Source organism: Streptomyces sp. NPDC052109 (assembly GCF_040680195.1).
Lineage (GTDB): Bacteria > Actinomycetota > Actinomycetes > Streptomycetales > Streptomycetaceae > Streptomyces.
The window spans coordinates 183,185-206,808 of the sequence record NZ_JBFAWF010000001.1; the positions used below are offsets into that span (position 1 = coordinate 183,185).

23 protein-coding genes and 2 tRNA genes are annotated in these 23,624 nt (G+C 72.5%); 9 read left to right on the top strand and 16 right to left on the bottom strand.

The genetic code is table 11. The features are described from left to right. The first annotated feature begins 76 nt into the window (after positions 1-76). From AB0L59_RS00855 to AB0L59_RS00865, 3 genes are all read left to right on the top strand, one after another. Entirely contained in the window at positions 77-682 is a 606-nt protein-coding gene (locus AB0L59_RS00855; protein ID WP_365577796.1) for a lytic polysaccharide monooxygenase auxiliary activity family 9 protein, read from the top strand. A gap of 118 nt (positions 683-800) precedes the next feature. Further along, positions 801-1,265 (top strand): DUF3592 domain-containing protein, encoded by a 465-nt coding sequence (locus tag AB0L59_RS00860; RefSeq protein WP_365577798.1) that lies wholly within the window; start codon positions 801-803, stop codon positions 1,263-1,265. Positions 1,266-1,304: 39 nt separating this feature from the next. Further along, positions 1,305-2,942 carry a long-chain-fatty-acid--CoA ligase gene (locus tag AB0L59_RS00865; RefSeq protein WP_365577800.1) on the top strand — a complete coding sequence of 546 codons (1,638 nt, stop codon included), beginning with the start codon at positions 1,305-1,307 and terminating at the stop codon, positions 2,940-2,942. A 56-nt stretch (positions 2,943-2,998) separates the two neighbouring features. Here AB0L59_RS00865 and AB0L59_RS00870 read toward each other — a convergent pair. From AB0L59_RS00870 to ehuB, 6 genes are all read right to left on the bottom strand, one after another. Next, positions 2,999-3,072, bottom strand: a tRNA-Lys gene (locus AB0L59_RS00870). Between the two features lie 95 nt (positions 3,073-3,167). Continuing rightward, entirely contained in the window at positions 3,168-3,926 is a 759-nt protein-coding gene (locus AB0L59_RS00875) for an IclR family transcriptional regulator C-terminal domain-containing protein (protein ID WP_365577802.1), read from the bottom strand. 212 nt (positions 3,927-4,138) lie between these two features. Next, the gene (ehuA, locus tag AB0L59_RS00880) at positions 4,139-4,921 is read right to left on the bottom strand and encodes an ectoine/hydroxyectoine ABC transporter ATP-binding protein EhuA (protein ID WP_365577804.1); all 783 of its coding nucleotides are present in this window, start codon (positions 4,919-4,921) and stop codon (positions 4,139-4,141) included. After that, positions 4,911-5,561, bottom strand: coding sequence for an ectoine/hydroxyectoine ABC transporter permease subunit EhuD (ehuD, locus tag AB0L59_RS00885; RefSeq protein ID WP_365577806.1), 651 nt, complete (start codon positions 5,559-5,561; stop codon positions 4,911-4,913). The genes ehuA and ehuD overlap by 11 nt, the downstream gene beginning before the upstream one ends. After that, positions 5,558-6,277: an ectoine/hydroxyectoine ABC transporter permease subunit EhuC gene (gene ehuC, locus AB0L59_RS00890; RefSeq protein WP_365577808.1), complete on the bottom strand. Its 720-nt coding sequence runs from the start codon at positions 6,275-6,277 to the stop codon at positions 5,558-5,560. The genes ehuD and ehuC overlap by 4 nt, the downstream gene beginning before the upstream one ends. Continuing rightward, complete coding sequence (ehuB, locus tag AB0L59_RS00895) at positions 6,274-7,191, bottom strand: ectoine/hydroxyectoine ABC transporter substrate-binding protein EhuB (RefSeq protein WP_365577810.1); 918 nt, start codon at positions 7,189-7,191, stop codon at positions 6,274-6,276. The genes ehuC and ehuB overlap by 4 nt, the downstream gene beginning before the upstream one ends. A 46-nt stretch (positions 7,192-7,237) precedes the next feature. Here ehuB and AB0L59_RS00900 point away from each other — a divergent pair, with 46 nt between their 5' ends. After that, positions 7,238-7,732, top strand: a complete 495-nt coding sequence (locus AB0L59_RS00900) for a DUF3830 family protein (protein ID WP_365577812.1) — start codon at positions 7,238-7,240, stop codon at positions 7,730-7,732. 113 nt (positions 7,733-7,845) lie between these two features. Here AB0L59_RS00900 and AB0L59_RS00905 read toward each other — a convergent pair whose 3' ends face one another. Together AB0L59_RS00905 and AB0L59_RS00910 are read right to left on the bottom strand one after the other, a co-directional pair. Continuing rightward, positions 7,846-9,243: an amidase gene (locus tag AB0L59_RS00905; RefSeq protein ID WP_365577814.1), complete on the bottom strand. Its 1,398-nt coding sequence runs from the start codon at positions 9,241-9,243 to the stop codon at positions 7,846-7,848. Positions 9,244-9,258: 15 nt separating this feature from the next. Then, positions 9,259-10,209 (bottom strand): D-2-hydroxyacid dehydrogenase, encoded by a 951-nt coding sequence (locus tag AB0L59_RS00910; RefSeq protein WP_365577816.1) that lies wholly within the window; start codon positions 10,207-10,209, stop codon positions 9,259-9,261. 146 nt (positions 10,210-10,355) lie between these two features. Here AB0L59_RS00910 and AB0L59_RS00915 point away from each other — a divergent pair, with 146 nt between their 5' ends. The 3 genes from AB0L59_RS00915 to AB0L59_RS00925 all read left to right on the top strand — a co-directional run bounded on the left by AB0L59_RS00915 (position 10,356) and on the right by AB0L59_RS00925 (position 13,038). Then, on the top strand, positions 10,356-11,144 hold the full coding sequence (locus tag AB0L59_RS00915; RefSeq protein ID WP_365577817.1) for a decarboxylase: 789 nt from the start codon (positions 10,356-10,358) through the stop codon (positions 11,142-11,144). Further along, entirely contained in the window at positions 11,141-11,872 is a 732-nt protein-coding gene (locus AB0L59_RS00920) for a decarboxylase (protein ID WP_365577819.1), read from the top strand. The genes AB0L59_RS00915 and AB0L59_RS00920 overlap by 4 nt, the downstream gene beginning before the upstream one ends. A gap of 77 nt (positions 11,873-11,949) precedes the next feature. After that, entirely contained in the window at positions 11,950-13,038 is a 1,089-nt protein-coding gene (locus AB0L59_RS00925; protein WP_365577821.1) for an LLM class flavin-dependent oxidoreductase, read from the top strand. On the opposite strand, the gene AB0L59_RS00930 is transcribed toward AB0L59_RS00925, so the two are convergent. Beyond that, complete coding sequence (locus AB0L59_RS00930; RefSeq protein WP_365577823.1) at positions 13,017-14,822, bottom strand: bifunctional diguanylate cyclase/phosphodiesterase; 1,806 nt, start codon at positions 14,820-14,822, stop codon at positions 13,017-13,019. The two genes, AB0L59_RS00925 and AB0L59_RS00930, sit on opposite strands and share 22 nt — an antisense overlap. A 334-nt stretch (positions 14,823-15,156) precedes the next feature. Here AB0L59_RS00930 and AB0L59_RS00935 point away from each other — a divergent pair, with 334 nt between their 5' ends. Next, positions 15,157-16,410, top strand: coding sequence for a M6 family metalloprotease domain-containing protein (locus AB0L59_RS00935; protein ID WP_365577825.1), 1,254 nt, complete (start codon positions 15,157-15,159; stop codon positions 16,408-16,410). Between the two features lie 200 nt (positions 16,411-16,610). On the opposite strand, the gene AB0L59_RS00940 is transcribed toward AB0L59_RS00935, so the two are convergent. The 7 genes from AB0L59_RS00940 to AB0L59_RS00970 form a co-directional block, all read right to left on the bottom strand. Further along, positions 16,611-16,684, bottom strand: a tRNA-Lys gene (locus tag AB0L59_RS00940). Then, positions 16,675-17,244, bottom strand: a complete 570-nt coding sequence (locus tag AB0L59_RS00945) for a hypothetical protein (protein ID WP_365577827.1) — start codon at positions 17,242-17,244, stop codon at positions 16,675-16,677. The genes AB0L59_RS00940 and AB0L59_RS00945 overlap by 10 nt, the downstream gene beginning before the upstream one ends. Positions 17,245-17,387: 143 nt before the next feature. Beyond that, a complete protein-coding gene (locus AB0L59_RS00950; protein ID WP_365577829.1) occupies positions 17,388-17,756 on the bottom strand; it encodes a hypothetical protein in 369 nt (122 codons plus the stop codon). An 84-nt stretch (positions 17,757-17,840) separates the two neighbouring features. Next, on the bottom strand, positions 17,841-19,178 hold the full coding sequence (locus AB0L59_RS00955) for an AAA domain-containing protein (protein WP_365577831.1): 1,338 nt from the start codon (positions 19,176-19,178) through the stop codon (positions 17,841-17,843). Next, positions 19,175-20,773: a hypothetical protein gene (locus tag AB0L59_RS00960; RefSeq protein ID WP_365577833.1), complete on the bottom strand. Its 1,599-nt coding sequence runs from the start codon at positions 20,771-20,773 to the stop codon at positions 19,175-19,177. The genes AB0L59_RS00955 and AB0L59_RS00960 overlap by 4 nt, the downstream gene beginning before the upstream one ends. Further along, positions 20,764-21,834, bottom strand: coding sequence for a hypothetical protein (locus tag AB0L59_RS00965; protein WP_365579450.1), 1,071 nt, complete (start codon positions 21,832-21,834; stop codon positions 20,764-20,766). The genes AB0L59_RS00960 and AB0L59_RS00965 overlap by 10 nt, the downstream gene beginning before the upstream one ends. 1 nt (position 21,835) lies before the next feature. Then, complete coding sequence (locus tag AB0L59_RS00970; RefSeq protein ID WP_365577835.1) at positions 21,836-22,780, bottom strand: phosphatase PAP2 family protein; 945 nt, start codon at positions 22,778-22,780, stop codon at positions 21,836-21,838. A 226-nt stretch (positions 22,781-23,006) separates the two neighbouring features. On the opposite strand from AB0L59_RS00970, the gene AB0L59_RS00975 reads away from it, so the two are divergent. Beyond that, complete coding sequence (locus AB0L59_RS00975) at positions 23,007-23,603, top strand: histidine phosphatase family protein (protein ID WP_365577837.1); 597 nt, start codon at positions 23,007-23,009, stop codon at positions 23,601-23,603. Positions 23,604-23,624 lie beyond the last annotated feature (21 nt).

The window sequence follows — 23,624 nt, forward strand, 5'->3', positions numbered from 1 at the left end:
CGGCAATAATCTGACACTTGGTCTAGACCTACCTGCACAGCTCACCGAACTCCCCACGTTCTCCAGGAGCGGCAGTATGCGCACCAAGACCAAGTTGTCCGCGGTCGTGCTCGGCGTGGCGACCGCCGGAGCGTTCGCGCTCTCCACCGGCGGCGCCAGCGGGCACGGCTACACCGACCTCCCCATCAGCAGGCAGAAGCTCTGCGCCAACGGCACGGTGACGGGCTGCGGTGACATCCAGTACGAGCCGCAGAGCGTCGAGGGCCCCAAGGGCTTCCCGGTCGCGAGGCCCGCCGACGGGCAGATCTGCAACGGCGGCCTGAGCCGGTTCGCCCAGCTCAGCTCGCCCACCACCCCGTCCGGCGGGGCCTGGCCCACCACCAAGGTGACCGGCGGCCAGACGTACACCTTCCGCTGGCAGTTCACCGCCATGCACGCCACGACGGACTTCAAGTACTACGTCACCAAGCAGGGCTGGAACCAGAACCACGCCCTGTCCCGCTCGGACCTCAACCTCACCCCGTTCCTGACGGTCCCGTACAACGGCCAGCGCCCGCCGGCCACCCTCAGCCACAGCGGCACCCTGCCGACCGGGCTGAGTGGGCACCACGTCATCGTCGCGGTGTGGACGATCGCCGACACGGGCAACGCGTTCTACGCCTGCTCGGACGTCACCTTCTGAGGACCGTTACGCCACGGCACGGAAACTGAGGTTCCCTTGAGGCGGGCCGCCCCTACCGGCGGGTACGTTCCTCGCACGCCGGCCGAGCGGGGCGGCGTACCGACCTCGGGGGAACCTCATGTTTGAGCTGCTCTTCTACGCCGTGCCCGCGCTCATGATCGCCCTGGCGGTCTTCGTGCTGGTCAGGCTCCTGCGCCGGTCGCGGGAGGTGCGCCGGGCCTGGAACGGCGGGCTGACCGCCGAGGCGCGCTGCCTGCGGACGTACGCCACGACCAGCGGCGGAGGTGAGACCTCCGTCAGCACGACGCTCCACCACGTGTACGAGTTCACCACCCGCGAGGGCCGTACCGTCCGCTTCGAGGAGAGCAACGGGCCGGGGACGACGGTCGAGGGCGACATCCTCACCGTGCACTACGCGGCCGAGCAACCCGAGCGTGCGACCGCGCACGCCCCGGCGCGGGGGAGGCTCGCCGCCGAGTCCGGCTGCCTGGTGGCGTTCTTCGGCGTGTTCATCGCGGGTTGCGTCACCTTCATGGTGGTGGCCCACTCGGTCTTCTCGCTCGCGGACGGCTTCCTGCCCTAGCCTCCACATCTGACGCCATGTCAGTTACCGTGCGCCTCCATGGAGTCCATGACACGCACGGTCGCCGAGCTGGTCGCCGCGCGGTGGGGCGACCACCGGGCGGGGCTCATGTGCGAGGGTCGCACGCTGACGCAGCATCAGGTCGCCGCGGGCGCCGCCGCCCGGGCGGCACTCCTGGCCGACCTGCTGCCGCCGGGCGCCGTCCCGCACGTCGGCGTACTCCTCGACAACACCGAGGAGTTCCCGCTGTGGCTCGGTGCCGCCGCCCTCGCCGGAGCGGCCGTGGCCGGGATCAACCCCACCCGCCGGGGTTCCGAGCTGGCCCGGGACATCCTGCACACCGAGTGCCCGCTCCTGGTCACCGAGCGTATCCACCTGCCCCTGCTGGCGGGCCTGGAGCTGCCGGGGGTGCGGATCCTCGTGACGGACGGCGAAGAGTACGGCGCCCTTCTCGCACCCTACGCCGACGCCGTGCCCGACCCGTCCCGCGCCGCCCCGGCCGACCGGCTGCTGCTGTACTTCACCTCCGGCTCGACGGGCGCGCCCAAGGCGGCCCTCTGCTCCCAGGGCCGGCTGGCGGCGGCCGGTCAGGCGCTGGTCCGGCAGTTCGGGGTGCGCGCGGACGACGTCCACTACATCTGCATGCCGATGTTCCACGGCAACGCGGTGATCGCCGACTGGGCCCCCGCACTGGCGGCGGGCGCGTCGGTCGCCCTGCGGCGCCGGTTCTCGGCGTCCGGGTTCCTGGCGGACGTACGCCGCTACCGGGCGACGTACTTCACGTACGTCGGCCGGGCCATCCAGTACGTGCTCGCCACCGAGGAGCGTGCGGACGACCGGGACAACCCGCTGCGGCTCGGCTTCGGCACGGAGGCGGGCGCGGTGGACGCGGCGGCCTTCGAGCGGCGGTTCGGGGTGCGGCTGGTGGAGGGGTACGGCTCCTCCGAGGGCGGTGCGGCGATCCAGTGGGCGCCGGGCACGCCGAAGGGCGCGGTGGGACCGGCCGGGCCGGGGCTCGCGGTGCTCGACCCCGCCACCGGGCGCGAGTGCCCGTCGGCCGCCTTCGGCTCCGCCGGACGGCTGCTCAACGGCGAGGAGGCGATCGGGGAGCTGGTGAACCGGGGGCCCAACCCGTTCGAGGGGTACTGGCGGAACCCGGCCGCCGAGGCCGAGCGGCGCCGGGGTGGGGTGTACTGGACCGGTGATCTGTTCTACCGGGACGCGGACGGCTACCTCTACTTCGCGGGCCGTGCCGATGACAGGATCCGCGTCGACGGGGAGAACCTGGCCGCCGCGATGATCGAGAACATCGTCGCGAGGTACGAGGGCGCGGTGGCCGTCGCCGTCTACGGGGTGCCGGACCCGGTGACCGGGGACCAGGTGATGGCGACCATCGCCGGCACCTTCGACCCGGCGGGCTTCGCGGAGTTCCTGGCGGCCCAGCCCGACCTGGGGACGAAGATGGCGCCCCGCTTCGTGCGGGTGGTGGAGCGCATGCCGGTGACGGCCACGAACAAGATCCACCGGGCGCGGCTCAGGAAGGAGGGGGTTCCGTGTGCCGATCCGGTGTGGTGGAGGCCACCGGGGGAGGAACGGTACCGGCTTCTCAGCCCCGGGGAGGCCGGCGGGGGCGTGGGTGGCGAGGCCCCCGCCACGCGCGGCGCGGCCGCGCCATAACAGAGATGGCGAGCCATGTCCGTGCTTCTCGCGGACATGGCTCGCCATCGTCATCGTGCGCCGCCAGGGACTCGAACCCCGGACCCGCTGATTAAGAGTCAGCTGCTCTAACCAACTGAGCTAGCGGCGCATGACTCCCGCCCGCCGTGGTGTGTGTCCTCCGCGGCTGGCGACGAAGAAAATACTACCTGGTCCCGAGGGGTGCTCATGACCACCCCAGGTGTCCTAGATCGTCAGGGACAGCAGGACCGGTGCCGCGTTCCGGTTCAGCGCGTCCGCCGCTTGCTTCAGCCGGTGCGCGTGCTCCACGGGAAGCGACAGCGCCAGGCAGCCCACCGACGACCCCGCGGTGATCGGGACGGCCGCGCAGACCGTGCCGATCGCGTACTCCTGGAGGTCCAGGACCGGCACCGTCGGAGGCTGGGACTCCAGCCGGGACAGCAGCAGCTTGTCGCTGGTGATGGTGCGCGAGGTGAGGCGGGCCATCTTGTGCCGGGAGAGGTGGTCGCGGCGGCCGTTGTGGTCGAGCTGGGTGAGCAGGCTCTTGCCGACCGCCGTGGCGTGGGCGGCCGTGCGGAAGTCGACCCACTCGTTGACCGCCGGGGTGCCGGGCCCGGCCGCGTACTGGGTGACCCTGACCTCGCCGTCGACGTACCGGCTCATGTAGACCGCCGCGCCGACCGAGTCGCGCAGCCGGTCCAGGGTCTGCTGGAGCTGCTCGCGCACGGCCCGCTCCCTGTCGTGCGCGGAGGTGAGGCGGCGCAGGGTGTCGCCGGTGACGTACGCCCCGCCGGCGATCTGCTCGACGTAGCCCTCGCGGCGCAGCATGCGCAGCAGGGCGGTGAGCCGCTCGGGGCCGAGGCCGGTGCGGCGGGCCAGCTCGGAGTCGGTGACGCCGGCGGAGTGGCGGGCCACGGTCTCCAGCACGCGCAGGGCGTCCTGGGCGGAGTGGTACGGGGCGGTCGGCTCGTGCTTCAGCGCCACGGTGTTTCCCCCTGCGCTCGCCTGTGTGGGCCGCGGGATCCGGTCGGCGGATCGGTACCACGATAACGGGCAAACCCGTTGCCGGGAGAGGGGGTTGGCGAGATTGTCGCGCTCGCCGGGCCCCTCCCAACTGCGGCGCAGACCCTCTGGCATATGCCAACGTCATGACCCAGCGGCCGGACCTCGGAATCTGCCGGATCCACGTCCCGCGGTCACAGGACCGCGCTGAGGAATTCCCGGGTGCGGTCCTGCTCCGGCTCGGTGAAGATCTGCTCCGGGGGACCCGATTCGATCACCCGTCCGCCGTCGAACATCAGTACCTGGTCCGAGATGTCCCGGGCGAAACCCATCTCGTGGGTCACGCAGAGCATGGTGATGTCCGTGCTGCGGGCGATGTCCCTGAGCAGGTCGAGCACTCCTGCGACCAGCTCCGGGTCGAGCGCGGAGGTGACCTCGTCCAGCAGCAGCACCCGTGGCCGCATGGCCAGCGCCCGGGCGATCGCCACCCGCTGCTGCTGACCGCCGGACAGGCGGGTCGGCCTGACGTCGCACTTGTCGGCGAGTCCCACCAGGTCCAGCAGCTCCCGGGCCCGCTCCTCGGCCTCGTCCTTGGACATGCCGAGGACCTGCACCGGGGCCTCGGTGATGTTCCGCAGCACGCTCATGTTCGGGAACAGGTTGAACTGCTGGAACACCATCCCGATCTTCTTGCGCACCTCCCGGATCTGCTTCTCCGGCGCCGGGAACAGCTGTTCCCCGTCGACGGTGATCGTGCCCTCGTCCGGTTGGGTGAGGGTCATCAGAAGTCTGAGGATCGTGGTCTTGCCGGAACCGGAGGGCCCGATCAGGGTCACGTGCCGGCCGGCGTCGACGGAGAAGTTCAGCCGGTCCAGCACGGTGTTCTCGCCGAACCGCTTGGTGACGTTCTCCAGACGGATCAGCTCGGTCGGCTGGGCGTCGGTCAGGGAGGGCTGTGGACGGGTCTCAACGGACAAGGCGTCGCTCCAGGGCTCGCAGGAGAAGGGAGGCCAGGTAGGAGATGAGGATGAAGGCCACGCCGATCACGGTGACCGGCTCGGTGAACTGGAAGTGCTGCTGGGAGAAGAGCCGGGCCTGGCCGAGCATCTCCAGCACCGTGATCACCATCAGCATCGGCGTGTCCTTGAGCATGGAGATCACGTAGTTGCCGAGCGCGGGAACCACCCGGCGGATCGCCTGCGGCAGGATCACCGCGGTCCAGGTACGTCTCCGGGGCAGGTTCAGCGCGGTCGCCGCCTCCCACTGGCCGGCCGGCACCGCCTCGATACCGGCCCGGTAGACCTGCATGGTGTACGTCGAGTAGTGCAGACCGATGGCGAACACGCCGGTGGTCAGCGCCGAGAAGGTCAGACCCCACTCGGGCAGCACGTAGAACAGGAAGAACAGCTGGACCAGCAGCGGGGTGTTGCGCACGAACTCCGTGACCACCCCGACCGGCCAGCGCACCCACCGGGTCGGCATCCGCGTCAGCAGCGCCCACACCAGACCCAGGGTGAACGACAGCAGCGAACCGAGGGCCAGCGCCTCCAGGGTGACCAGCAGCCCGTCCCAGAAGTGCGGCATGAAACCGCTCACGGCGCTCCAGTCCCACTTCATGCGACGCCACCCCCCACTCCGGTCGTCTGTGCCCGCTTCAGCTCACGCGCCGCCGACTCCGTGCCGGCGTCCTTGCCGACCCCGGCCTTCAGCCGCTTCTCCAGTCCCCGCATCAGACGCGTCAGCACGAAGGCGATCACGAAGTAGATCAGCAGCACATATGTGTAGATCTCCGCGCTCTGCTGCAGCGCCAGCCGGACCAGGTTCGCGCTGAACGTGAGATCGCCCATGCCCATGACCGACACCAGCGCGGTGCCCTTGAGCAGCTCGATCAGCAGATTGCAGAAGGACGGGATCATCTCCGGCACCGCCTGCGGCAGCAGGATCAGCCGCATCCGCTGCGCCGGAGTGAAGCTGAGGGCGATCCCCCCCTCCCGCTGGGCCGGGTCGACGGCCTGCAGCGCGCCGCGCACGATCTCCGAGCCGTACGCGCCGTACGTCAGCCCGAGCGCCAGCGTGCCCGCCCACATCGGCACCAGCTGCCAGCCGAAGGCGACCGGCAGCACGAAGAACACCCAGAAGATCATCACCAGCGCCGAGGTGCCGCGGAACACCTCGGTGTAGAAGCCGGCCACGAAACGCACGATCCACAGCCGGTGGGTGCGCGCGATGCCGACGACGAAGGACACCGCGGTGGCCAGCAGCGCACTGAACACCAGCAGCTGGACGGTGGTCCAGACGCCCTTGAGTACCAGTTCCCACAGTCCCGAGGTCATCCGCCGCACAGCTCCTTCGCGGTGAGGTCGGTCATCTCGGCCTTGGTGAAGCCGAACGGCCTGAGGATGCGGAACAGTTCGCCGCTCTTCTTCAGCTTGCGCAGCTCGACGTTGAAGGCGTCCCGCAGCCGGGTCTCGGTCGGCCGGAACGCGAAGGCGCCACCGTCGACGTGCGGCTTGCCCTTGACGAGCGGCGCGAACGGCCGGGTGGCCTCCGCCTTTCCGGACTTCTTCACCACCTCGCGGGTGGTGAGGGCCGTACCGGCGAAGACGTCGACGCGCCCCGCCTCGACGGCGTTCAGCCCCGCGACCTGGTCCGGGACGATGAGGATGTCGCTCTGCTTGTACCCGGCCTCGACCGCGTACTGGATCTCGGCGTATCCGGTGCCGGTGGCGAACTTCGCCTTCTTGGCGACCACGTCGCGGTAGGAGTGCAGCCCCATCGGGTTCCCCTTCCGCACGATGAACGAATCCAGCATCTGGTAGTCCGGGTCGGCGAAGATCACCTGCTGGCAGCGCTCCGGATTGACGTACATCCCGGCCGCCACGACGTCGAACTGCTGGGAGTTGAGCCCCGGGATCAGCGACCCGAACTCGGTGGGCACCGGCTGCACCTTGTCCACCCCGAGCCGCTTGAAGATCACCTTGGCCAGCTCGGGCGCCTCACCGGTGAGATGGCCGTCCCTGTCGATGTACCCGAAGGGGATCTCACCGGCGATCCCGAGCCGTACGACGCCCTGCGCGCGGAGCCGCTGGAGCAGGTCCCCGCCCTCCTTGCCGGACGCCTCGGCGACCCGCGTGCAGCCCGCCGCGCCCAGCACACCGAGGGCCGCGAGGCCGCCGAGCACGGACCGCCGGGTGTGTCTGCGTTCCGTCCGTATTGTGTGTACGTCGTTCCCAAGTGGTGGAGCCATGGCGGCGCGGCTACCCAAGCGCACCCCGGCTATGCACCCTTGTTTCATGGCCGAACGATTCGTCACCGTCTCGCTCGACAAGCGGGACGTGCACTGCACGGCACGACTGCTGGCCGACCGCGCGCCCCTGACCTGCGCGGCGGTATGGGAGGCGCTCCCGCTCGCGGGTGACGTCTATCACGCCAAGTACGCCCGCAACGAGATCTACGCCCTCTTCCCGCCGTTCGCCTCCACGGAACCCCCACTGGAGAACCCGACGGTCACCCCGATTCCCGGCGACCTCTGTTACTTCTCCTTCGCCGGCGCCGAGCTGGGCACCAAGGCCTACGGCTACGACCGCGAGGTCCGCCCCGGCAGCACGGTGGTCGACCTGGCCCTGTTCTACGAGCGCAACAACCTGCTCCTCAACGGCGACGTGGGCTGGGTGCCCGGGATCGTCTGGGGCCAGGTGGTCGAGGGCCTGGAGGCGATGGCCGAGGCCTGCAACGACCTGTGGCGCACCGGGGCGGCGGGGGAAACACTGTCCTTCCGGCGGGCCTGAGGAGGGGCGGGTACCGGTGTGGGGCGAAAGTCCCCAGGCGTGGGCCGGCTCACCGGTGGTGTGCGGGCCGCGGGGCAGGGTAGGCAGCGGCCGCATGCTCGGCGCCCGCTGGTTCAGGGAAGCAGGGAAGGCGCCGTCACCGCCCCGGCCTCGTACAACGCGTGTGCGGCTCGCAGCACCAGGTCGTCCCGGTGCCGGGCGGCGACCAGTTGCATGCCCACCGGCAGGCCGTCCCCGTCCGCCCCCACCGGGACGGTCGCCGCGGGCTGCTGGGTCAGGTTGAACGGGTAGGTGAACGGCGTCCAGCCCGTCCAGCGCCGGTGCGCCGAGCCCCGCGGTGTCTCCGGGCCCGCCTCGAACGCGGTCACCGGCAGAGTCGGGGTGACCAGCAGGTCGTACCGCTCGTGGAAGCGGCCCATGCGCCGGCCGAGGTCCATGCGGACGTCGACGGCGGCGAGATAGTCCAGCGCGCTGTACCGGGCGCCCTGGACGCAGATCTCCCGCAGGCCGGGGTCCAGCAGCTGCCGCTTGCGCGGGGAGAAGCGCTCGGTGAGCCGGGCCGCGCCGCTGAACCACAGGGTGTGGAAGGCCTCCACCGGGTCGCTGAAATCGGGGTCGGCCTCCTCCACGTACGCGCCGAGGTCGGCGAGCAGGGCCACCGTCCGCCGCACCGCCGCCGCGACCGCCGGCTGGACCGCGACCTGGCCGCCGAGGGACGGGGAGTACGCCACCCGCAGCCCTCGTACCCCTCCCTTCAGGCCCTCCGTGAAGGAGCCCGGCGCGGCCGGCAGCCCCGACCAGTCGCGGGCGTCCGGCACTCCGATGACGTCGAGCAGGAGGGCCGCGTCGGCCGCGTCCCGGGTCATCGGGCCCGCGTGGGACAGCGTGCCGAAGGCGCTCGCCGGGTAGAGGGGCACCCTGCCGTAGGTCGGCTTCAGGCCGAAGACGCCGCAGAACGCGGCCGGGATGCGGATGCTGCCCCCGCCGTCCGTGCCGAGCGACAGGGGACCCGCACCGAGCGCCACGGCCGCCGCGCTGCCCCCGCTGGAGCCACCGGCGGTGCGGGAGTGGTCGTGCGGGTTGCGCGTGATCCCGGACAGCGGGGAGTCCGTCACGCCCTTCCAGCCGAACTCCGGGGTGGTCGTCTTGCCCAGGAACACCGCGCCGTGCTCGCGCAGACGGGCCACCGAAGGGGCGTCCTCCTGCCAACTCCCCTGTTCCGCGAGCGTCCTGGAGCCGCGCAGTGTCGGGTGGCCGCGCATGAGGAGGATGTCCTTGACCGTCACCGGCACCCCGTCGACCAGCCCGGCCGGCTCGCCCCGCCGCCAGCGCTCCGCCGACTCCCGCGCCCGTGCCAGCGCGTCCTCCTCGGTGAGCCGCACGAACGCGTTCACCTCCGGCTGGATGCGCCGCGCCCGCTCCAGGGCCTGCTCGGTCGCCTCCACGGGACTGAACTCGCCCTTGCGGTACCCCTCCAGGAGCGATACGGCGGTGAGGTCGGTGAGCTGCATGCACCCTCCCAGGGGTCAGTGACCGGGGACGTAACCACGTTTCTTGTCGACCACGTTCACCAGAGATCTGCCCGCCGCCCAGCGCTCGTACAACTCCACGAACTGTGCGCCCAGTTCGTCCCGCCAGCCGAGCGTGTCCCCGCTCATGTGCGGGGAGACGATCAGCCCCGGCAGCCCCCACAACGGGCTGTCCGGGGGGAGGGGTTCGGTGGTGAAGACGTCGAGGGCCGCGCCCGCGATCCAGCGCCGGGTCAGGGCGCGGGCGAGGGCGGCCTCGTCGACGAGCTGACCGCGACCGACGTTGACGAAGAACGCCGAGGGCTGCATCACGCCGAAGCGGTGGGCGTCGAACATGCCGTACGTCTCCTCGGTGAGCGGCGCCGCCGCGATCACCCAGTCCGCGCGGGAGATCAGCCGGTCCAGGTCGGCCGGGCCGTGGATGCCGGTCCGCGGCACCCGCCCGACCAGCGCCGTCGTCACCCCGAGAGCCTTCAGCGTGCGGACGATCGCCCGGCCGATCGGGCCCGAGCCGACCACGCACGCGCGCGTGCCCGCCACCCGCCGGGTCTCCCGGTGCCGCCAGGTCCGCTCCCGCTGGTGCTCCAGCGTGCGCGGCAGGTCCTTGGCGACCGCCAGTACCAGGGCCGCCACGTACTCGGCGATCGGCTGGTCGAAGATCCCGCGCGCGTTCGTGACCACCGTGTCGGACGCGGCCAGCTCCGGGCCCAGGAGATGGTCCACTCCGGCGCTCGCCGTGTGCACCCAGGCCGGCCTCGGCCCGTCCCCCGGCCAGGCCTCGCGGACCGCGCGCGAGGTGAAGTCCCAGACCAGCAGCACGTCCGCCTGCGGCAGCCGCTCGGCCAGGTGCGCGGCGTCCGTGTGCACGATCCGGGCGCGGCCGGTGAGCCGGCCGAGCCGGGGCGGCGGCTCGGCGTCCAGGACGAGAAGGGTCGGGAGGGTCGTCATACGGGGCGGCTCCGAGCGTCTGACGTGCGCGGATCACGCGGGGAATATGCGCGGATTGACCACGCTCGCACCCGAACCTACCTTCGTCAACACGGGCGCATCCGCAATCCGTTGCCCGCTCGTCTCCCAGCGTGAGGGTGGCAGCCATGGACGTCTCCTTTCTCGGCGGACCCCGCCCCCAGCGCGGGGTCGGAGTGGTGGCCCCCTTCGACTTCGCCCTCGACCGGGAACTGTGGCGCTGGGTGCCCGGCGAGGTGTCCCTGCATCTGACCCGGACCCCGTTCGTGCCGGTCGAGGTGAGCCTGGACCTGGCCCGGCTGGTGAGCGAGCACGAGACCCTCGGCGACGCCGTGCGTGCGCTGACCGCCGTCGCGCCCGAGGTCGTCGCCTACGCCTGCACCTCCGGCAGCTTCGTCGGCGGGATCGCCGGGGAGCGGGCGATGTGCGCGGCGATGAGCCTCGCGGGCGCGCCGCCCCCGGTGACCACCTCCGGGGCGCTGCTGGAGGCGCTGACCGAGCTGCGGATCCGCCGGGTCGCGCTGGTCACGCCGTACACGGTGTCCGTCACCCGGGCCCTGGAAGACTTCGTCGCCGAGGCCGGGGTGCAGGTCACCGGGTGCGCCTTCATGGGGCTGACCCGGCACATCTGGCGGGTGCCGTACCGGGACGTCGTCGCCATGGCCCGGCAGGCGGTCCGCTCCGGCACCGCCGACGCGCTCTTCATCTCCTGCACCAACCTGCCGACCTACGACGTGATCCCCCAGCTGGAGGCCGAGCTGCGCATTCCGGTGCTGTCCGCCAACCAGGTCACGATGTGGGCGGCGCTGCGCCGACTGGGTACCCGGGCCGTGGGGCCGTACCAGGCGCTGCTGGACGAATCGGCGCGTGCCTGGCCGCCCGCACTGCCGGAAGAGACGCAGGAAGGCTGGACATGACCGCACTCGGATTCCTCTACCCGGGCCACTCCGCCGAGGACGACTATCCACGCATCGAGCAGCTCCTCGGCAGCGACATCCGGGTGGACGTGGTTCACACCGACATCGGTGAGGACGCGCACCGGGTGGCGGCGCTGCGCGAGATGGGCTCCGCCGACCGGCTCGCGGCGGGCATGGAGAGCCTGCGGCTGACGGGCGCCGAGACGGTGGTGTGGGCCTGCACCAGCGGCGGCTTCGTGCACGGCTGGGAGGGCGCCCAGGAGCAGGTGCGCACGCTCGCCCGGCTGGCCGGGATGCCCGCGTCCTCGACGTCGTTCGCCTTCGTGCACGCGGCCCGGGAGCTCGGGGTGCGGCGGGTCGCGGTCGGGGCGACCTACCCGGAGGACATCGCCGCGCTGTTCGCGGACTTCCTGCGGGCCGGCGGCCTGGAGGTGACCGGCACCCGCTCCTCGGGGATCATCACGGCCGCCGAGGTCGGCACGTGGGGCGAGGAGGACGTGCTGACGCTGGCGCGGGCCGCGGACGTCCCCGACGCGGAGGCGGTGCTGCTGCCGGACACCGCGCTGCACACGGCGGCGCATCTGCCCCTGCTGGAGAAGGCGCTGTCCAAGCCGGTACTCACGGCGAACCAGGTGTCGGTGTGGGAGGGGCTGCGGCTCGCCGACCGGCGGGTGAACGCGCCGACGCTGGGGAAGCTGTTCACCAGGGAACCGATCGTGCAGGCCTGACCCGACCGGAATAAGCGGAGACTGCCTCCTGTTAGAGCGTGCTGGACAGCTCACGCCACAAACAGGAGGCCCACACCGTGTCGGCAGACGAGATCCGGGGCACGACGCACGGGACCGCCCCCGTCCCCCTCTCCGTACTGGACCTGGTGACCGTCGGCGCGGGCAGTACCGCCGGCGACGCGCTGCGCACCAGCGTGGAGCTGTCCCGGTTCGCGGAGGCGCGCGGCTTCCACCGGTACTGGGTCGCCGAGCACCACGCGATGCCGGGCGTCGCCTCCTCCTCGCCCGCCGTGATCCTCGCCCACCTCGCCGCCCACACCGACCGCATCCGGCTCGGCTCGGGCGGCGTCATGCTGCCCAACCACGCCCCCCTGGTGATCGCCGAGCAGTTCGGCACGCTGGAGGCGATGGCACCGGGCCGTATCGACCTCGGCCTCGGGCGCGCCCCCGGCACGGACGGCGCCACCGCCGCGGCCCTGCGCCGTACGGACACCCTGAACGAGGGCGCCGACGACTTCCCGCAGCAGCTCGCCGAGCTCACCCGCTTCCTGGACGACGACTTCCCCGACGGGCATCCGTACCGCCGGATCCACGCGATCCCGGGCCCCGTCCAGGCCACCACCCCCGGCGGCGTCCAGTCCCCGCACCGCCCGCCGATCTGGCTGCTCGGCTCCTCCGGCTTCAGCGCCCGACTCGCCGGCCTGCTGGGCCTGCCGTTCGCCTTCGCGCACCACTTCTCCGCGCAGAACACCATCCCGGCCCTGGACCTGTACCGGCAGACCTTCCGCCCCTCCGCGGTGCTCGACGAGCCGTACGCCCTCATCGGCGTCTCCGCCCTCGCCACCGACGACGAGCGCGAGAGCCGCCGCCAGACCCGGGCGATGGCCCTGAACATGCTCCGGCTGCGCACCGGCCGGCCCGGCCTCTTCCCCGACCCGGACGAGGCCGAGCAGCACGAGTTCAGCCCGATGGAGGAGGAGTTCATCACCTCCTGGACGTCCAACATCGTGCACGGCACCGCCGACGAGGTCCGGGCCGGCCTGGACGACCTCCACAAGCGCACCGGCGCCGACGAGCTGATGCTCGTCTCCCACGCCCACCGCGGCGAACTCCGGCTGCGCTCCTACGAGCTGATCGCGGACGCCTACGGCTTGCCGGCCGCGTAGGCCTGGGTGTCGAGCAGCTCGGAGATACGATCCGGCGGCACCGGGCGGGAGTACAGCCAGCCCTGGCCGGTGTCGCAGCCGATGCGGCGGAGCCGCGTGGCCTGGGCCGAGGTCTCCACGCACTCGGCGGTGACAGTGATGCCGAGCCGGTGGGCGAGCTGGATCATCGCCTCGACGATGACCTCGTCGGCGGGGTTGGGGGCGATCGCGGGGTCCTGGTCGGCCTCGTACTGGAAGCCGCGCACGAAGGAACCGTCCAGCTTCAGCGTGGAGACCGGGAGCCGGCTGAGGTAGGCGAGGTTCGAGTAGCCGGTGCCGAAGTCGTCGATGGCGATGCGCACGCCCATGTCGCTCAGGGCCTGCAGGGCCTGGAGCGGCCGGCCGGCCGAGCCCATCACCGCCGACTCGGTCAGCTCCAGCTGCAGCAGATGCGGGGCGAGCCCGGACTCGGCCAGGATCGCCGCCACGTCCGCCACCAGGTCGGAGTCCCAGACCTGCCGTACGGCCACGTTGACGCTGACGAAGATGGGCGGCTCCGCGGGATGGTCCAGCTGCCAGCGGCGGGCCTGGCGGCAGGCGGTGGCGAGCGCCCAGCGGCCCAGCTGGACGATCGAGCCGTCCTCCTCGGCCAGTCCGATGAACCGATTCGGCGTCAGTGTGCCGAACTGAGGATGATTCCAGCGGATCAGCGCCTCCACCCCGGAGAGGCGTCCGTCCTCCATGCCCACCAACGGCTGGTATTCGAGCGCGAATTCGCCGCGTTCGATGGCGGGGCGCAGGGTGGAGGACAGGGCCTGACGGGTCATCCGGTGCGCGTTGCGCTCGGGGTCGAACAGGGTCCAGCGGGCCTTGCCGTCGGCCTTCGCCCAGTACAGGGTCGTGTCCGCCGCCTGCATCAGGCCCGTGGCCGTCGTACCCGCCGCGTGCCGTTCGACGACCCCGATGGACGCGGTCAACGACAGTCGCTGCCCGGCCAGATCGAAGGGTTCCTCCAGCGCCTTGAGCGCCGACTCGGCGAGATCGGCGAGCTGTTCGGTGCCGGTGGAGTCCTCCACGAGCAGCGCGAACTCGTCGCCGCCCAGCCGGGCCACGAGAGGGGTGACGGCGCGGGCGTAGCCGGCCTCGTCGGCCACCCGGGTCAGGCGCTCGGCGACGGCCGCCAGCAGCCGGTCGCCGACCCGGTGGCCGAGGGTGTCGTTGACCGCCTTGAAGCCGTCGAGGTCCAGGTAGCACAGGCCGATCCGGCCGGTGCCGCTCTGCTCGTACGCCTCCGCCTCCAGTGCCGCGGACAGCCGCTCGAAGAACAACGTGCGGTTGGGCAGCCGGGTCACCGGATCGTGCATCTGCAAGTGCCTGAGCCGCGCCTGGAGTTCACGGCGGGCGCCGATGTCGGCGACCGAGAGCAGGACGCCGGGCTCGCCGCCCAGCGGTGCCACGGTCACCTGCACCCACACCGAGTGCCCCTCGGGATGCTTCAGCCGGCGGGTGCAGCGCAGCCGCGCCTGCCGGCCGCGCAGGACCTCGCGGTAGGCGTGCCAGCTGCGGGCGTCCGAGGCCAGGTCGACCAGGTCGGCGGCGACCCGGCCGGTGAGTGTGTCCGGATCCGTGCCGAGCAGCTCGCCGAAGGCCGCGTTCGCGCCGGCGACGAGGCCCGCGCGGTCCACGACGGCCATGGCGAGCGGGGCAGCCGCGAAGACACGGTGGTAGGTGGTGTGGTCACTGTCTGTGACGGCTGACCGGTCGAGGTCTGCCGCGGGCGTCGGCCCTTCGGACGTTCCGCTCACCGCTCGCTCCCGCAGTGCACTCGATCTGTGTCCGTGCCTGTCCGTGCCGGAAAGTGTGCCGATCATAGAGGCTGGCCCCGGGCCCTTCCAGCCACTCTCCAGTGTCCCGGACGGAGCACAGTTTCTGACAGATCGTTTCTGCCCGCACGTGGGCGGGTTCTTCAGGCCCCCGACCAGTTGTGACGTTCCGTGAGTGTTTCGGGGTGTCGGGCGCCGGAGCGCGCGGGCGCGCCAGGGGGGCGCGCTCACCCTTGTGGTGCAGGTGAACAGGGCATAGAGCGACAAATACCAGCAATCTGGTTGCGGTCCCGAGAACCGCTCCCGGAGGTCATCCGTGCCCAAGCTGCGCAGCACCGCCGCCGTGTGCACCACGCTGTCGGCGCTCGCCGCGACATCGATCTTCTCCGGCCCGTCGGTCGCCGAGCCCTTCTCCACGGCCCCGTGCGCCCTGCACCGGACCGACGCCCACCACTCCGAGGGCGTGGACACCTGGAACCCGGACTACGCCCGCCCGATCGGCGCGCTCGACGCCGTGCTGATCTTCCTCTCCTTCCCGGACGCCGTCCCACGCACCACCCCCGCCCAGCTGACCGCCGATCACTTCCCGGGGACGAGCCGTTACTTCGAACAGGCCTCCTACGGCCGCTTCACGCTGCGCCCGCACCCGCTGAAGCACTGGCTGCGCATGCCCCGGCCGTCCGCGGCCTACGCCATGAAACGGGACTGGAGCGCAAAGGACCGGGCCGCCTATCTGCGGGACGCGTTCGCCGTGGCCGACAAGGAGGTCGACTTCTCCCGCTACCGCGTCGTGTACTTCGTCGCCGACCCGGACGCGCCCGGCGTCGACTCGGACGCCACGAAGGTCGTGAACCTCGACACACCGGTGCACCTGGACGGCACGGACGTCCGCCGGGTCGTCACGGTCTTCGAGAAGCACCCGCCGGACCGCCTCGTCCTCGCCCACGAGACCGGTCACATGTTCGATCTGCCCGACCTCTACCACCGTCCGGTCGACGGCAAGGGTGACTGGGACACCCATGTGGGTGACTGGGACCTGATGGGCAGCCAGTTCGGACTGTCGCCCGATGTGTTCGCCTGGCACAAGTGGAAGCTGGGCTGGCTGGATCCGCGCCAGGTGGTGTGCGTGCGCGGCGCGCGGCCGACCCGGCTGACCCTGGAGCCGCTGGAGGCCGGCTTCGGCGTCCCGGTGCAGGGCGCGGCGGGCGCCCCCGCCTTCGGCCTCGGGCACGGGGTCAAGCTGGCGGTCGTGCGCACCGGTCCCGACAGCGCCCTGGGCTTCGAGGCCCGCGGCCCGGCCGGGAACGACCGGGCCTCCTGCCGGCAGGGGGTGCTGGTGTACCGGGTCAGAAGCGGCGCGGAGTCCGGCGGCGGGCCGGTGGAGGTCGTCGACGCCCACCCGCACACCGAGGCCTGCTGGGAGAACTCGGTCTACCCACCCCTCGCCGACGCCCCGGTCGCCCTCGGCGAGAGCTTCACCGTGCCCGGGGAGCACGTCCAGGTGGAGGTGGAGGGCAGAACGGTTTCGGGGGCTTGGACGGTGCGGATCACGCCGCGGGTGAGCGGCTGACCTTCCGGCCCGCGATCACGGGGGAGGCGCGCTCGCGGCCCACGGTCACCGGGGCGGTGCGCGTGCGGGCCGGGGCCGCTGGACCGACCCGACGGGGGTGTGGGCTGGCGAAGCCCCCACAGCACGCGGCGAAGTCGCGCAAAAACAACGATGGCGAGACATTCCCCGCTTTCTGCGGACATGCCTCGCCATCGCCACTGTGCGCCGCCAGGGACTCGAACCCCGGACCCGCTGATTAAGAGTCAGCTGCTCTAACCAACTGAGCTAGCGGCGCCTGCTGACGTCGTAGACCTTAGCACCCTGGTCGGCGGGAGGAAAAATCGATATGCGCACCGCCGCGCGGGCTGCCCGCACGGCCGCCCAGAGGACGACCTCGGGCCCGGGCAGCCACGGGTGCCGGCTGTCCGGGGCGACCAGCCAGCGCGCCTCGCCGGGGGTGTCGCCGCCGGCCGGCGCCGGGACGGTCACCGCGTCGCCGGTGCCGTGACACAGCAGCGGCGGCACCGCCTCCGCACGATTCGAGCCCCACTCCTCCCAGGCCAGCAGCGAGGGCAGCCGCTGGGCCGTGCCCGGCGCGGCGAACAGCAGCACACGGCCCCGGAACACCGCCACCGGGCCGGAGCCCGGGCCGTCCTGCCACAGCCGGTCCAGCATCCGGCGGCCGAAGATCGCCGGAGCGCTCACCACGTCGAAGACGGTGCCGCAGGGCAGGACCGCCGGGCTGCCGGGGCGCTCTTCCCCGAGGGCCGGCGCGCTTGGCGGGTACGCGCCTGCCGAGGCGAGCCAGTCGACGCCGTCGGAGGTGGCTCGGGTGACGTTCGGTTCGCTGCTCATGGATCCAGATGTACCGGGCGTGAGCGAACCGTTCTTCTGAGTTGCCGAAAATCGGGACAGAGCCGCTGAGGGAGGAGTATCTTGCCCGCCTGGCATATGCCATACGGGGTTACACGCGGCGGCCGGGTCGGCGCGGCCCTGGGTCAGACGGGGTCGGGGGACGTCCGCCCCTCGGCGTTCCCGCGCATCAGGTCCCGCCCGAACTCGACCATCTTCTTCGCGTAGTCCTCGGTCCACTCCGCGCGCTCGGCGATGTCCGCCGGGGTCAGCCGGTCGAACCGGCGCGGGTCGGCGAGCTGGGCGGCCGCGATGGCCTGGAACTCCACGGCGCGGTCGGCGGCCGCGCGGAACGCCTGGGTCAGTTCCGTGGCCCGGGCCAGCAGTGCCCGCGGATCCTCGATCGACTCCAGATCGAAGAAGTGCTCGGGATCGCCGGCCGCCTCCGCGGGCTCGAAGAGCAGGGGCGCGGGGCGTAGCCGCGGTTCGTTACGACGCGGCGTGGGCTCCGCCATGTCTCGTCTCCTCCTCGTACGGTTCGCTGGGCCCCGCCTTCAGGTGGGCCACCGTCCATTGTCCCGCGCGAACGCAAGGGGCCCTCATCCCCGCAACCCCACCCGGTGCTCCGCCAGGTGCGCCAGCACGGCGTGGTTCGCCTCCCAGCCGTCCGGGAACTTCACCAGGGTGCCCAGCTGGACCGGTTCCGTGGACGGGTAGGAGTCCAGCAGGTCGCCGACGCCCTCGCGGCAGACCACGATGCAGGCGTGGCGGTGCCGGGAGGCCAGGACGCACAGGCGGCCCGTCTCCAGGTGGAAGGCGGTGGCGTCGGGGCGGCCGGAGAGCGGGTGCAGGACGACCGTGACGTCGTACTCCCGGCCCTGCAGACGGTTCGCGGTGTCGACCGTGACGTCCGCCACGCCGAGGTCGGCGAGCGCCGTGCGGACCGCCGCCGCCTGGTCGCGGTGGGCGGTGCCGACGGCGATGCGGTCGGCGGTGAGCGGGGCGGGGGCCTGCGAGCGCTCGGACAGGGCCGCGCCGCCTCTGTCCAGCAGACGGCGCACGACCGTGGCCACGGCCCGCACCGCCTCCGGGTCCGTGCGCGGGGTGTGCCGGGCGGGCAGCTCCAGCAGGCCCCAGCCGGTTGCCGCCGCCTCGTCGACCACCCGGTCCGGGCCGGAGCCGTCGGACGGGACCGCGAAGGTCAGCCGCCGGTCGCCGTGATCCGTACCGCTGCGGAAGGGCGTGTACGGATAGAACGCGTCGGAGACCAGCGGCGCGGCGGACGCGGGCAGGCGCCAGGAGACCGGGAGGCGGTGCTGCGGAAGCGTGGGGTTGTGCGCCAGGAGCGTGGTCACGGCGGAGGCCGAGGGGTCGTACGACAGGCCCGCCCACTGCTCGCTGCCGACGATCGCGAACGGGTCCAGCTGGCCGGGGTCGCCGACGAACAGCGCCCGCTCGAACAGGCCGGCCACGGCGAGCAGGGAGTCCGAGCGCATCTGGTACGCCTCGTCCACGATCGCGTGCCGCCATGGCTCGTCCACCTTGACATGCGCCCACTTCGCGGCCGTGGAGAGGACCACCGGCAGGCCGTTCAGGTCCGCCGCCTTCGCCGACGTGCGGACCTGCGGCAGGTCGTCCAACGCCTTGTCGTAGGGGTCGGTGTCGCTGCTGTGGAGCCGGCCGACCGGCAGGTCCGGGTTTTTCTCGGCGAGCCGCAGGACGAGATCGTCCACCTGGGCGTTCGTCTGGGCCACGACCATCAACGGGCGTCCGGCGTCGGCCAGTTCGAGGGCCGCGCGGACCACGAGCGTGGACTTGCCGGCGCCGGGCGGGGAGTCCACGACCACGCCCCGCTCGGTGCCGTGCAGGGTGTCGTGGAGGATCGCGTCGGTGGCGCGGGCGGCAGCGGCTCCGGGATCGAAGTCGACCGTCGTCACAGCACGTCCTCCTCGGTCACGGTGTCGGGGGCCTCCGGCGCGGGCTCACCCGGCGGCCCGCCGTGCGTCCACGGGGTCTCCTCCGGGGCGGGCAGCTTCGCCCCGCCGCGCTGCTCGTGCTCGAAGAGGGTGAAGCAGATCCGGTCGCCCTTCTCCGGCACCGAACCGGGCTCGGGCTCCTTGCCCCGACCCATCCTGTCCAGGACGCGCAGGACCAGCACGCTGCCGTCCGAGGCGTCCTCGTACCCCACGAACTCCGCCGACTGCGGCTTGCCGGCCAGCGAGCGGTACACCTTCGCGCGCTCCGCGAGATACGGCCGGTCGTCCGTGCGGACCGTCACCAGGGGACGTGGGCTCGGCCGCTTGCCCTCGCTGAAGGCCATGACGACATCGGTCACCTCGCCCGCGAACGCCTCCCCGGCCAGCCGCCGCCCCGCCATCACCAGCGGGTCGTCCAGCGCCTCCTGCGCCTCGACCCGGGCCTGCTCGCGCTCGCGCGTGGCCAGCTTGTTCGCCGCGGTCACCGCGTCGTCCCGGCGCGGCTGCGGCGGTTCGCCCGCCAGCACCCGGTCCCGGTGGCCGGTGAAGGACCAGCGGTCGCGGGTCCAGCGCTCCTCGACATGCGCGCCCGGCGGCAGCGCCCGCAGCAGGTCCAGGCCCCGCCACACCGCGTCCCAGGTGGGCAGGGTGCGGCTGCCCACCAGGGCGCGGATCTCCCGCTCGGCCGCCGTGAGCGCGGCCAGCCGGTCGTCGGCGGCCAGGGCGTCCTCGGCGGCGGCGAGGGCGGTGCGCGCGCGGTCGTAGCGCTCGATCGCCGGGGCCAGCAGTTTGTTGTCGAACGCCGGGTCGGTCGCGGGGCCGGCCGGCGGGCACAGCAGTTGCCCTGCGGAGTCCCTGGCGAGCTCGGCCCGACGGGCGGCCGCGGCGCCGGATTCGCCCTGAGGGGGGTCGATCCAGGCGAGCAGCGCGCCCAGGTGCTGGTCCTCCAGGCTGGACTGGCCGGTCGCCCAGTGCTGCGACAGCACCTCGGTCAGGGCGAGGAGCAGGGAGGAGCCGGGGACCCGGGAACGCTCGCCGTAGTGCGTCAGCCAGCGGCCGAGCAGCGGCACCCGGGGCGGCGCCGGATAGGGCGCCTCCGGGTCCTGCTCGGCGGTACGGCGAAAACGCATCGAGCGGCCGAGGAGCCGTACCAGGTCCAGGCCGGCCCGGCTCGGCACGATCAGCTGGGGCGCGTCCGCGCACAGCTCCACCTCGACCTTGACCCGCCTGCCGGTCTCCGGGTCGGTCTCGGTGCGCTCGGCCGCCTCCACGGAGTCCGCGTAGGAGTCGATGTACGGCAGGACGACGTCGGCCAGGTCGGCGAGGAAGGAGAACCGCAGGTCGCGGTCGCGGGGCTGGGGTACGACCAGCAGGCGCGGGGCGTCCCGGTCGGTGCCGACCAGCGCGCCGAGCGGAGCACCGGCCTCACCGGCGGTGGTGAGCGGCACGAACACCAGCGGGCGCTCCGACAGATGCCGGTGCCGGACGGTCGCGGTGGGCTGGGCGCGGTCGCGGCTGACGGCCTCGAGCCGGGCGAGGGTGGCGATCAGGGACATGAGGCCTCCGCCAGTGCTTCGGCGCGCAGGACCGCCGCCCGGCGCAGGGCGGCGACGGCCGGGTCGTCCGGGTCGCCCATCCGGCCGTGGGCCGCCGCGAGGACGTCCCCGACCGTGGTCAGACCGCCCAGTTCCGCGCGCAGTGGCCGGCCGAGGCGGGTGACGGCGCCCTCCTCGCGGGAGCGTTCCCGGCAGTGGAAGGCCAGTTCGCACGCGGACAGGCACTCGGGTGCGTAGGTCGCCGGTACCGTCTCCACGGCCGCCGTCAGCTCCTCGGCACTGCGGTCGGGCGCGAAGCACGTGCCCTCGGGCAGGGCGCCGGCGATCTCCTCGATCCGGGTGAGCCGGGTCAGCTGGCGGGCGGTGACCGCGCGCTGCTTGCGGACGTCGACGGCCGAGGCGGCGGGGAGGTTGGAGAAGTCCTTCGGGCACACGAGCAGGATCCGGTGCCGTACGACCGGCACGGGATCGAGGCGTGCGGCCACCTCCTCCAGGGCGAGGACGTACACCGCCGCCTGGCGGGCCGCCGCGCCGACCTTCGCCGGGTCCGCCGAACCGTCCAGCATCGGGAAGGACTTGATCTCCACCACCGACCAGCTGCCGTCCGGGTGCACCACCACCGCGTCCGGCTCCAGGAAGGCGAGCGAGCCGGCCACGTCCAGCGCCAGCATCGGATGGTCGAGGAGTGTCCAGCCGCCCGCACCCGTGGCCTTCCGCAGCGCCAGCGCCGTACGGGCCGTACGCCCCTCGGGGCCGTGCGCGGTCAGGTCGGGTACGGCGGCCGCGCCCGGCGGTTCGGCGCCCGCATCGAGACGGGCGTGCGCAAGCCGCAGCAGCTCCGCGCCGCCGTCCGCCTTCACCCTGGCCTCGAACGCGTTGCCCCGGGTCAGCGCGAACTGCGACTGCCCGAAAGCGGACGGCGCGCCCAGCGCGCTCGCCAGCCGCGCCTTGTCCACCCCGGCGCCGTCCAGGATCGCCCGCCGCGCGCACCCGGGGTTCGCGGCGAGCGCCGCGAGGGCGCGCGCGTCCAGGGCCTTGGCCGGTACGTCGGGACCGCGCAGCTCAGCGAGCCGGTGCCGGAGCCCCTTCTCCCGTGTCGCTGGGGGAGGTGTCCGGTTCGGCCCCGGCGTCGAGCCGCGACTCGCGCTGCCGTGGAATTCGCTCACCCGCGGAAGTCTGGCATCCGGCACTGACAATCGGGGAACCCGCCGGCCCGGTGACCGGTGTGCGGCGCGGGAACAGGCGGGCCCGGAGCAGGTCCAGAGCCCGCATCACCTGCGGCGCCAGCAGGAGGCCGACACCCATCACGGCGACCCCCGCGACCGCGTCCAGGAAGTAGTGGTTGGCGGTGCCCATGACCACGAGCGCGGTGCCCAGCGGGTAGGCGACGGCGAGGGTCTTCGCCAGGCGGGTGCCGCCGTGGCGCCACAGCATCACCCCGCACCACAGCGCCCAGCCGACGTGCAGGCTCGGCATCGCCGCGTACTGGTTGGTCATCCCGCCCATGCCGCGCGGCGCGCTCGCGTCCCCGGCCCACCAGCCGTACGAGCTGTAGCGCGCCATGGTGTCCACGAAGCCCTGCCCGGCGGAGAGCAGCCGGGGCGGGGAGGTCGGCAGCAGGGTGAAGCCGATCAGGCCGATGAAGGTGGACGTCATGAGCCAGGTGCGGGCCCGCCGGTAGTGCTCGGCGCGGGCCCGGAACAGCCAGACGAGGATGGCGGGCGTGATCAGGTAGTGCAGCGAGGCGTACCAGAAGTCCGCCGGCACACCGAGCCAGGGCTCGCGCGTGAACAGCCGGTTGAGGGGGTGCTCGGCGTTGAGGTGCAGGGCCTTCTCGAGGCGCAGGATCGACAGGCCGTGGTCGACGGCGGTGCGCACGTCACCGCGCGCGAGGAGACGGCCGGCCGAGTAACAGCCGTAGACCAGGAGGATCAGAGGCAGCTCGGTCCACCAGCGCAGCCGGGTACGCGGGGCCCCTTCGGTGCCCGGTGTCTCGGTCTGCGGCATCCGATCGCCCTCCCCGTTCTGCTGTGCGGCGCGCCCTGGACGGCGACCGTGCCACTTTACGGTGTCCGTATCTCGCCCAAGAGAGCCCTCCGGCACCCAAAGACGCCCACAAAGACGCCGAGACCGCCTGCCGGGTTGCCCCGACCGGGGGTGAGCGATGATGGGGAAGTCCTCTCTTCTTGTTTTCGTGGCGTCCGTGTGGCGTCCACTCCCGGAAAGGTCTCCCATGGCACCGCGCATCCTGCTGGCCCGGCACGGACAGACGGAATGGTCACTGTCCGGCAAGCACACCGGCAGGACCGACGTACCGCTGCTGGAGGAGGGCCGGCGGGGAGCCAAACTGCTCGGCGAGCGACTGCACCGGGCGCCGCTGGACGGGCTGCCGGGGGCGGAGGTGCGCACCAGTCCGCTCGCACGCGCGCGGGAGACCTGCGAACTGGCCGGCTTCGGGGACCGGGCCACCTCCTGGGACCCGCTCGTGGAGTGGGACTACGGCGCGTACGAGGGCATGAGGCCGGCCGAGATCCAGGCCGTGCGGCCGGGGTGGCTGATCTGGCGGGACGGGGTGCCGCGGGGCGAGAGCATCGCCGACGTGACCGCTCGCGCGGACGAGGTGGTGGCGTGGGCGCGGTCCGCCGACCGTGACGTCCTGGTCTTCGCCCACGGCCACATCCTCCGCTCGATCGGCGCCCGCTGGCTGGGCCTGCCCCTGGACTTCGCCGCGCGCATCCGTCTGAACCCGACCTCGCTGTCCGTCCTCGGCTGGGCCTACGACGAGCCGGCGATCGAGAGCTGGAACGACACGGGCCACCTGGCGGGGTAGCGGCCGGCCACAACGCGCCCA

Bases quoted from the DNA above. Each gene is read 5' to 3' on its own strand.
- AB0L59_RS00855 (WP_365577796.1), top strand. From the start codon at position 77: ATGCGCACCAAGACCAAGTTGTCCGCGGTCGTGCTCGGCGTGGCGACC.
- AB0L59_RS00860 (WP_365577798.1), top strand. From the start codon at position 801: ATGTTTGAGCTGCTCTTCTACGCCGTGCCCGCGCTCATGATCGCCCTG.
- AB0L59_RS00865 (WP_365577800.1), top strand. From the start codon at position 1,305: ATGGAGTCCATGACACGCACGGTCGCCGAGCTGGTCGCCGCGCGGTGG.
- ehuD (WP_365577806.1), bottom strand. From the start codon at position 5,561: ATGAAGTGGGACTGGAGCGCCGTGAGCGGTTTCATGCCGCACTTCTGG.
- ehuC (WP_365577808.1), bottom strand. From the start codon at position 6,277: ATGACCTCGGGACTGTGGGAACTGGTACTCAAGGGCGTCTGGACCACC.
- ehuB (WP_365577810.1), bottom strand. From the start codon at position 7,191: ATGGCTCCACCACTTGGGAACGACGTACACACAATACGGACGGAACGC.
- AB0L59_RS00900 (WP_365577812.1), top strand. From the start codon at position 7,238: ATGGCCGAACGATTCGTCACCGTCTCGCTCGACAAGCGGGACGTGCAC.
- AB0L59_RS00905 (WP_365577814.1), bottom strand. From the start codon at position 9,243: ATGCAGCTCACCGACCTCACCGCCGTATCGCTCCTGGAGGGGTACCGC.
- AB0L59_RS00910 (WP_365577816.1), bottom strand. From the start codon at position 10,209: ATGACGACCCTCCCGACCCTTCTCGTCCTGGACGCCGAGCCGCCGCCC.
- AB0L59_RS00915 (WP_365577817.1), top strand. From the start codon at position 10,356: ATGGACGTCTCCTTTCTCGGCGGACCCCGCCCCCAGCGCGGGGTCGGA.
- AB0L59_RS00920 (WP_365577819.1), top strand. From the start codon at position 11,141: ATGACCGCACTCGGATTCCTCTACCCGGGCCACTCCGCCGAGGACGAC.
- AB0L59_RS00945 (WP_365577827.1), bottom strand. From the start codon at position 17,244: ATGAGCAGCGAACCGAACGTCACCCGAGCCACCTCCGACGGCGTCGAC.
- AB0L59_RS00950 (WP_365577829.1), bottom strand. From the start codon at position 17,756: ATGGCGGAGCCCACGCCGCGTCGTAACGAACCGCGGCTACGCCCCGCG.
- AB0L59_RS00960 (WP_365577833.1), bottom strand. From the start codon at position 20,773: ATGTCCCTGATCGCCACCCTCGCCCGGCTCGAGGCCGTCAGCCGCGAC.
- AB0L59_RS00970 (WP_365577835.1), bottom strand. From the start codon at position 22,780: ATGCCGCAGACCGAGACACCGGGCACCGAAGGGGCCCCGCGTACCCGG.
- AB0L59_RS00975 (WP_365577837.1), top strand. From the start codon at position 23,007: ATGGCACCGCGCATCCTGCTGGCCCGGCACGGACAGACGGAATGGTCA.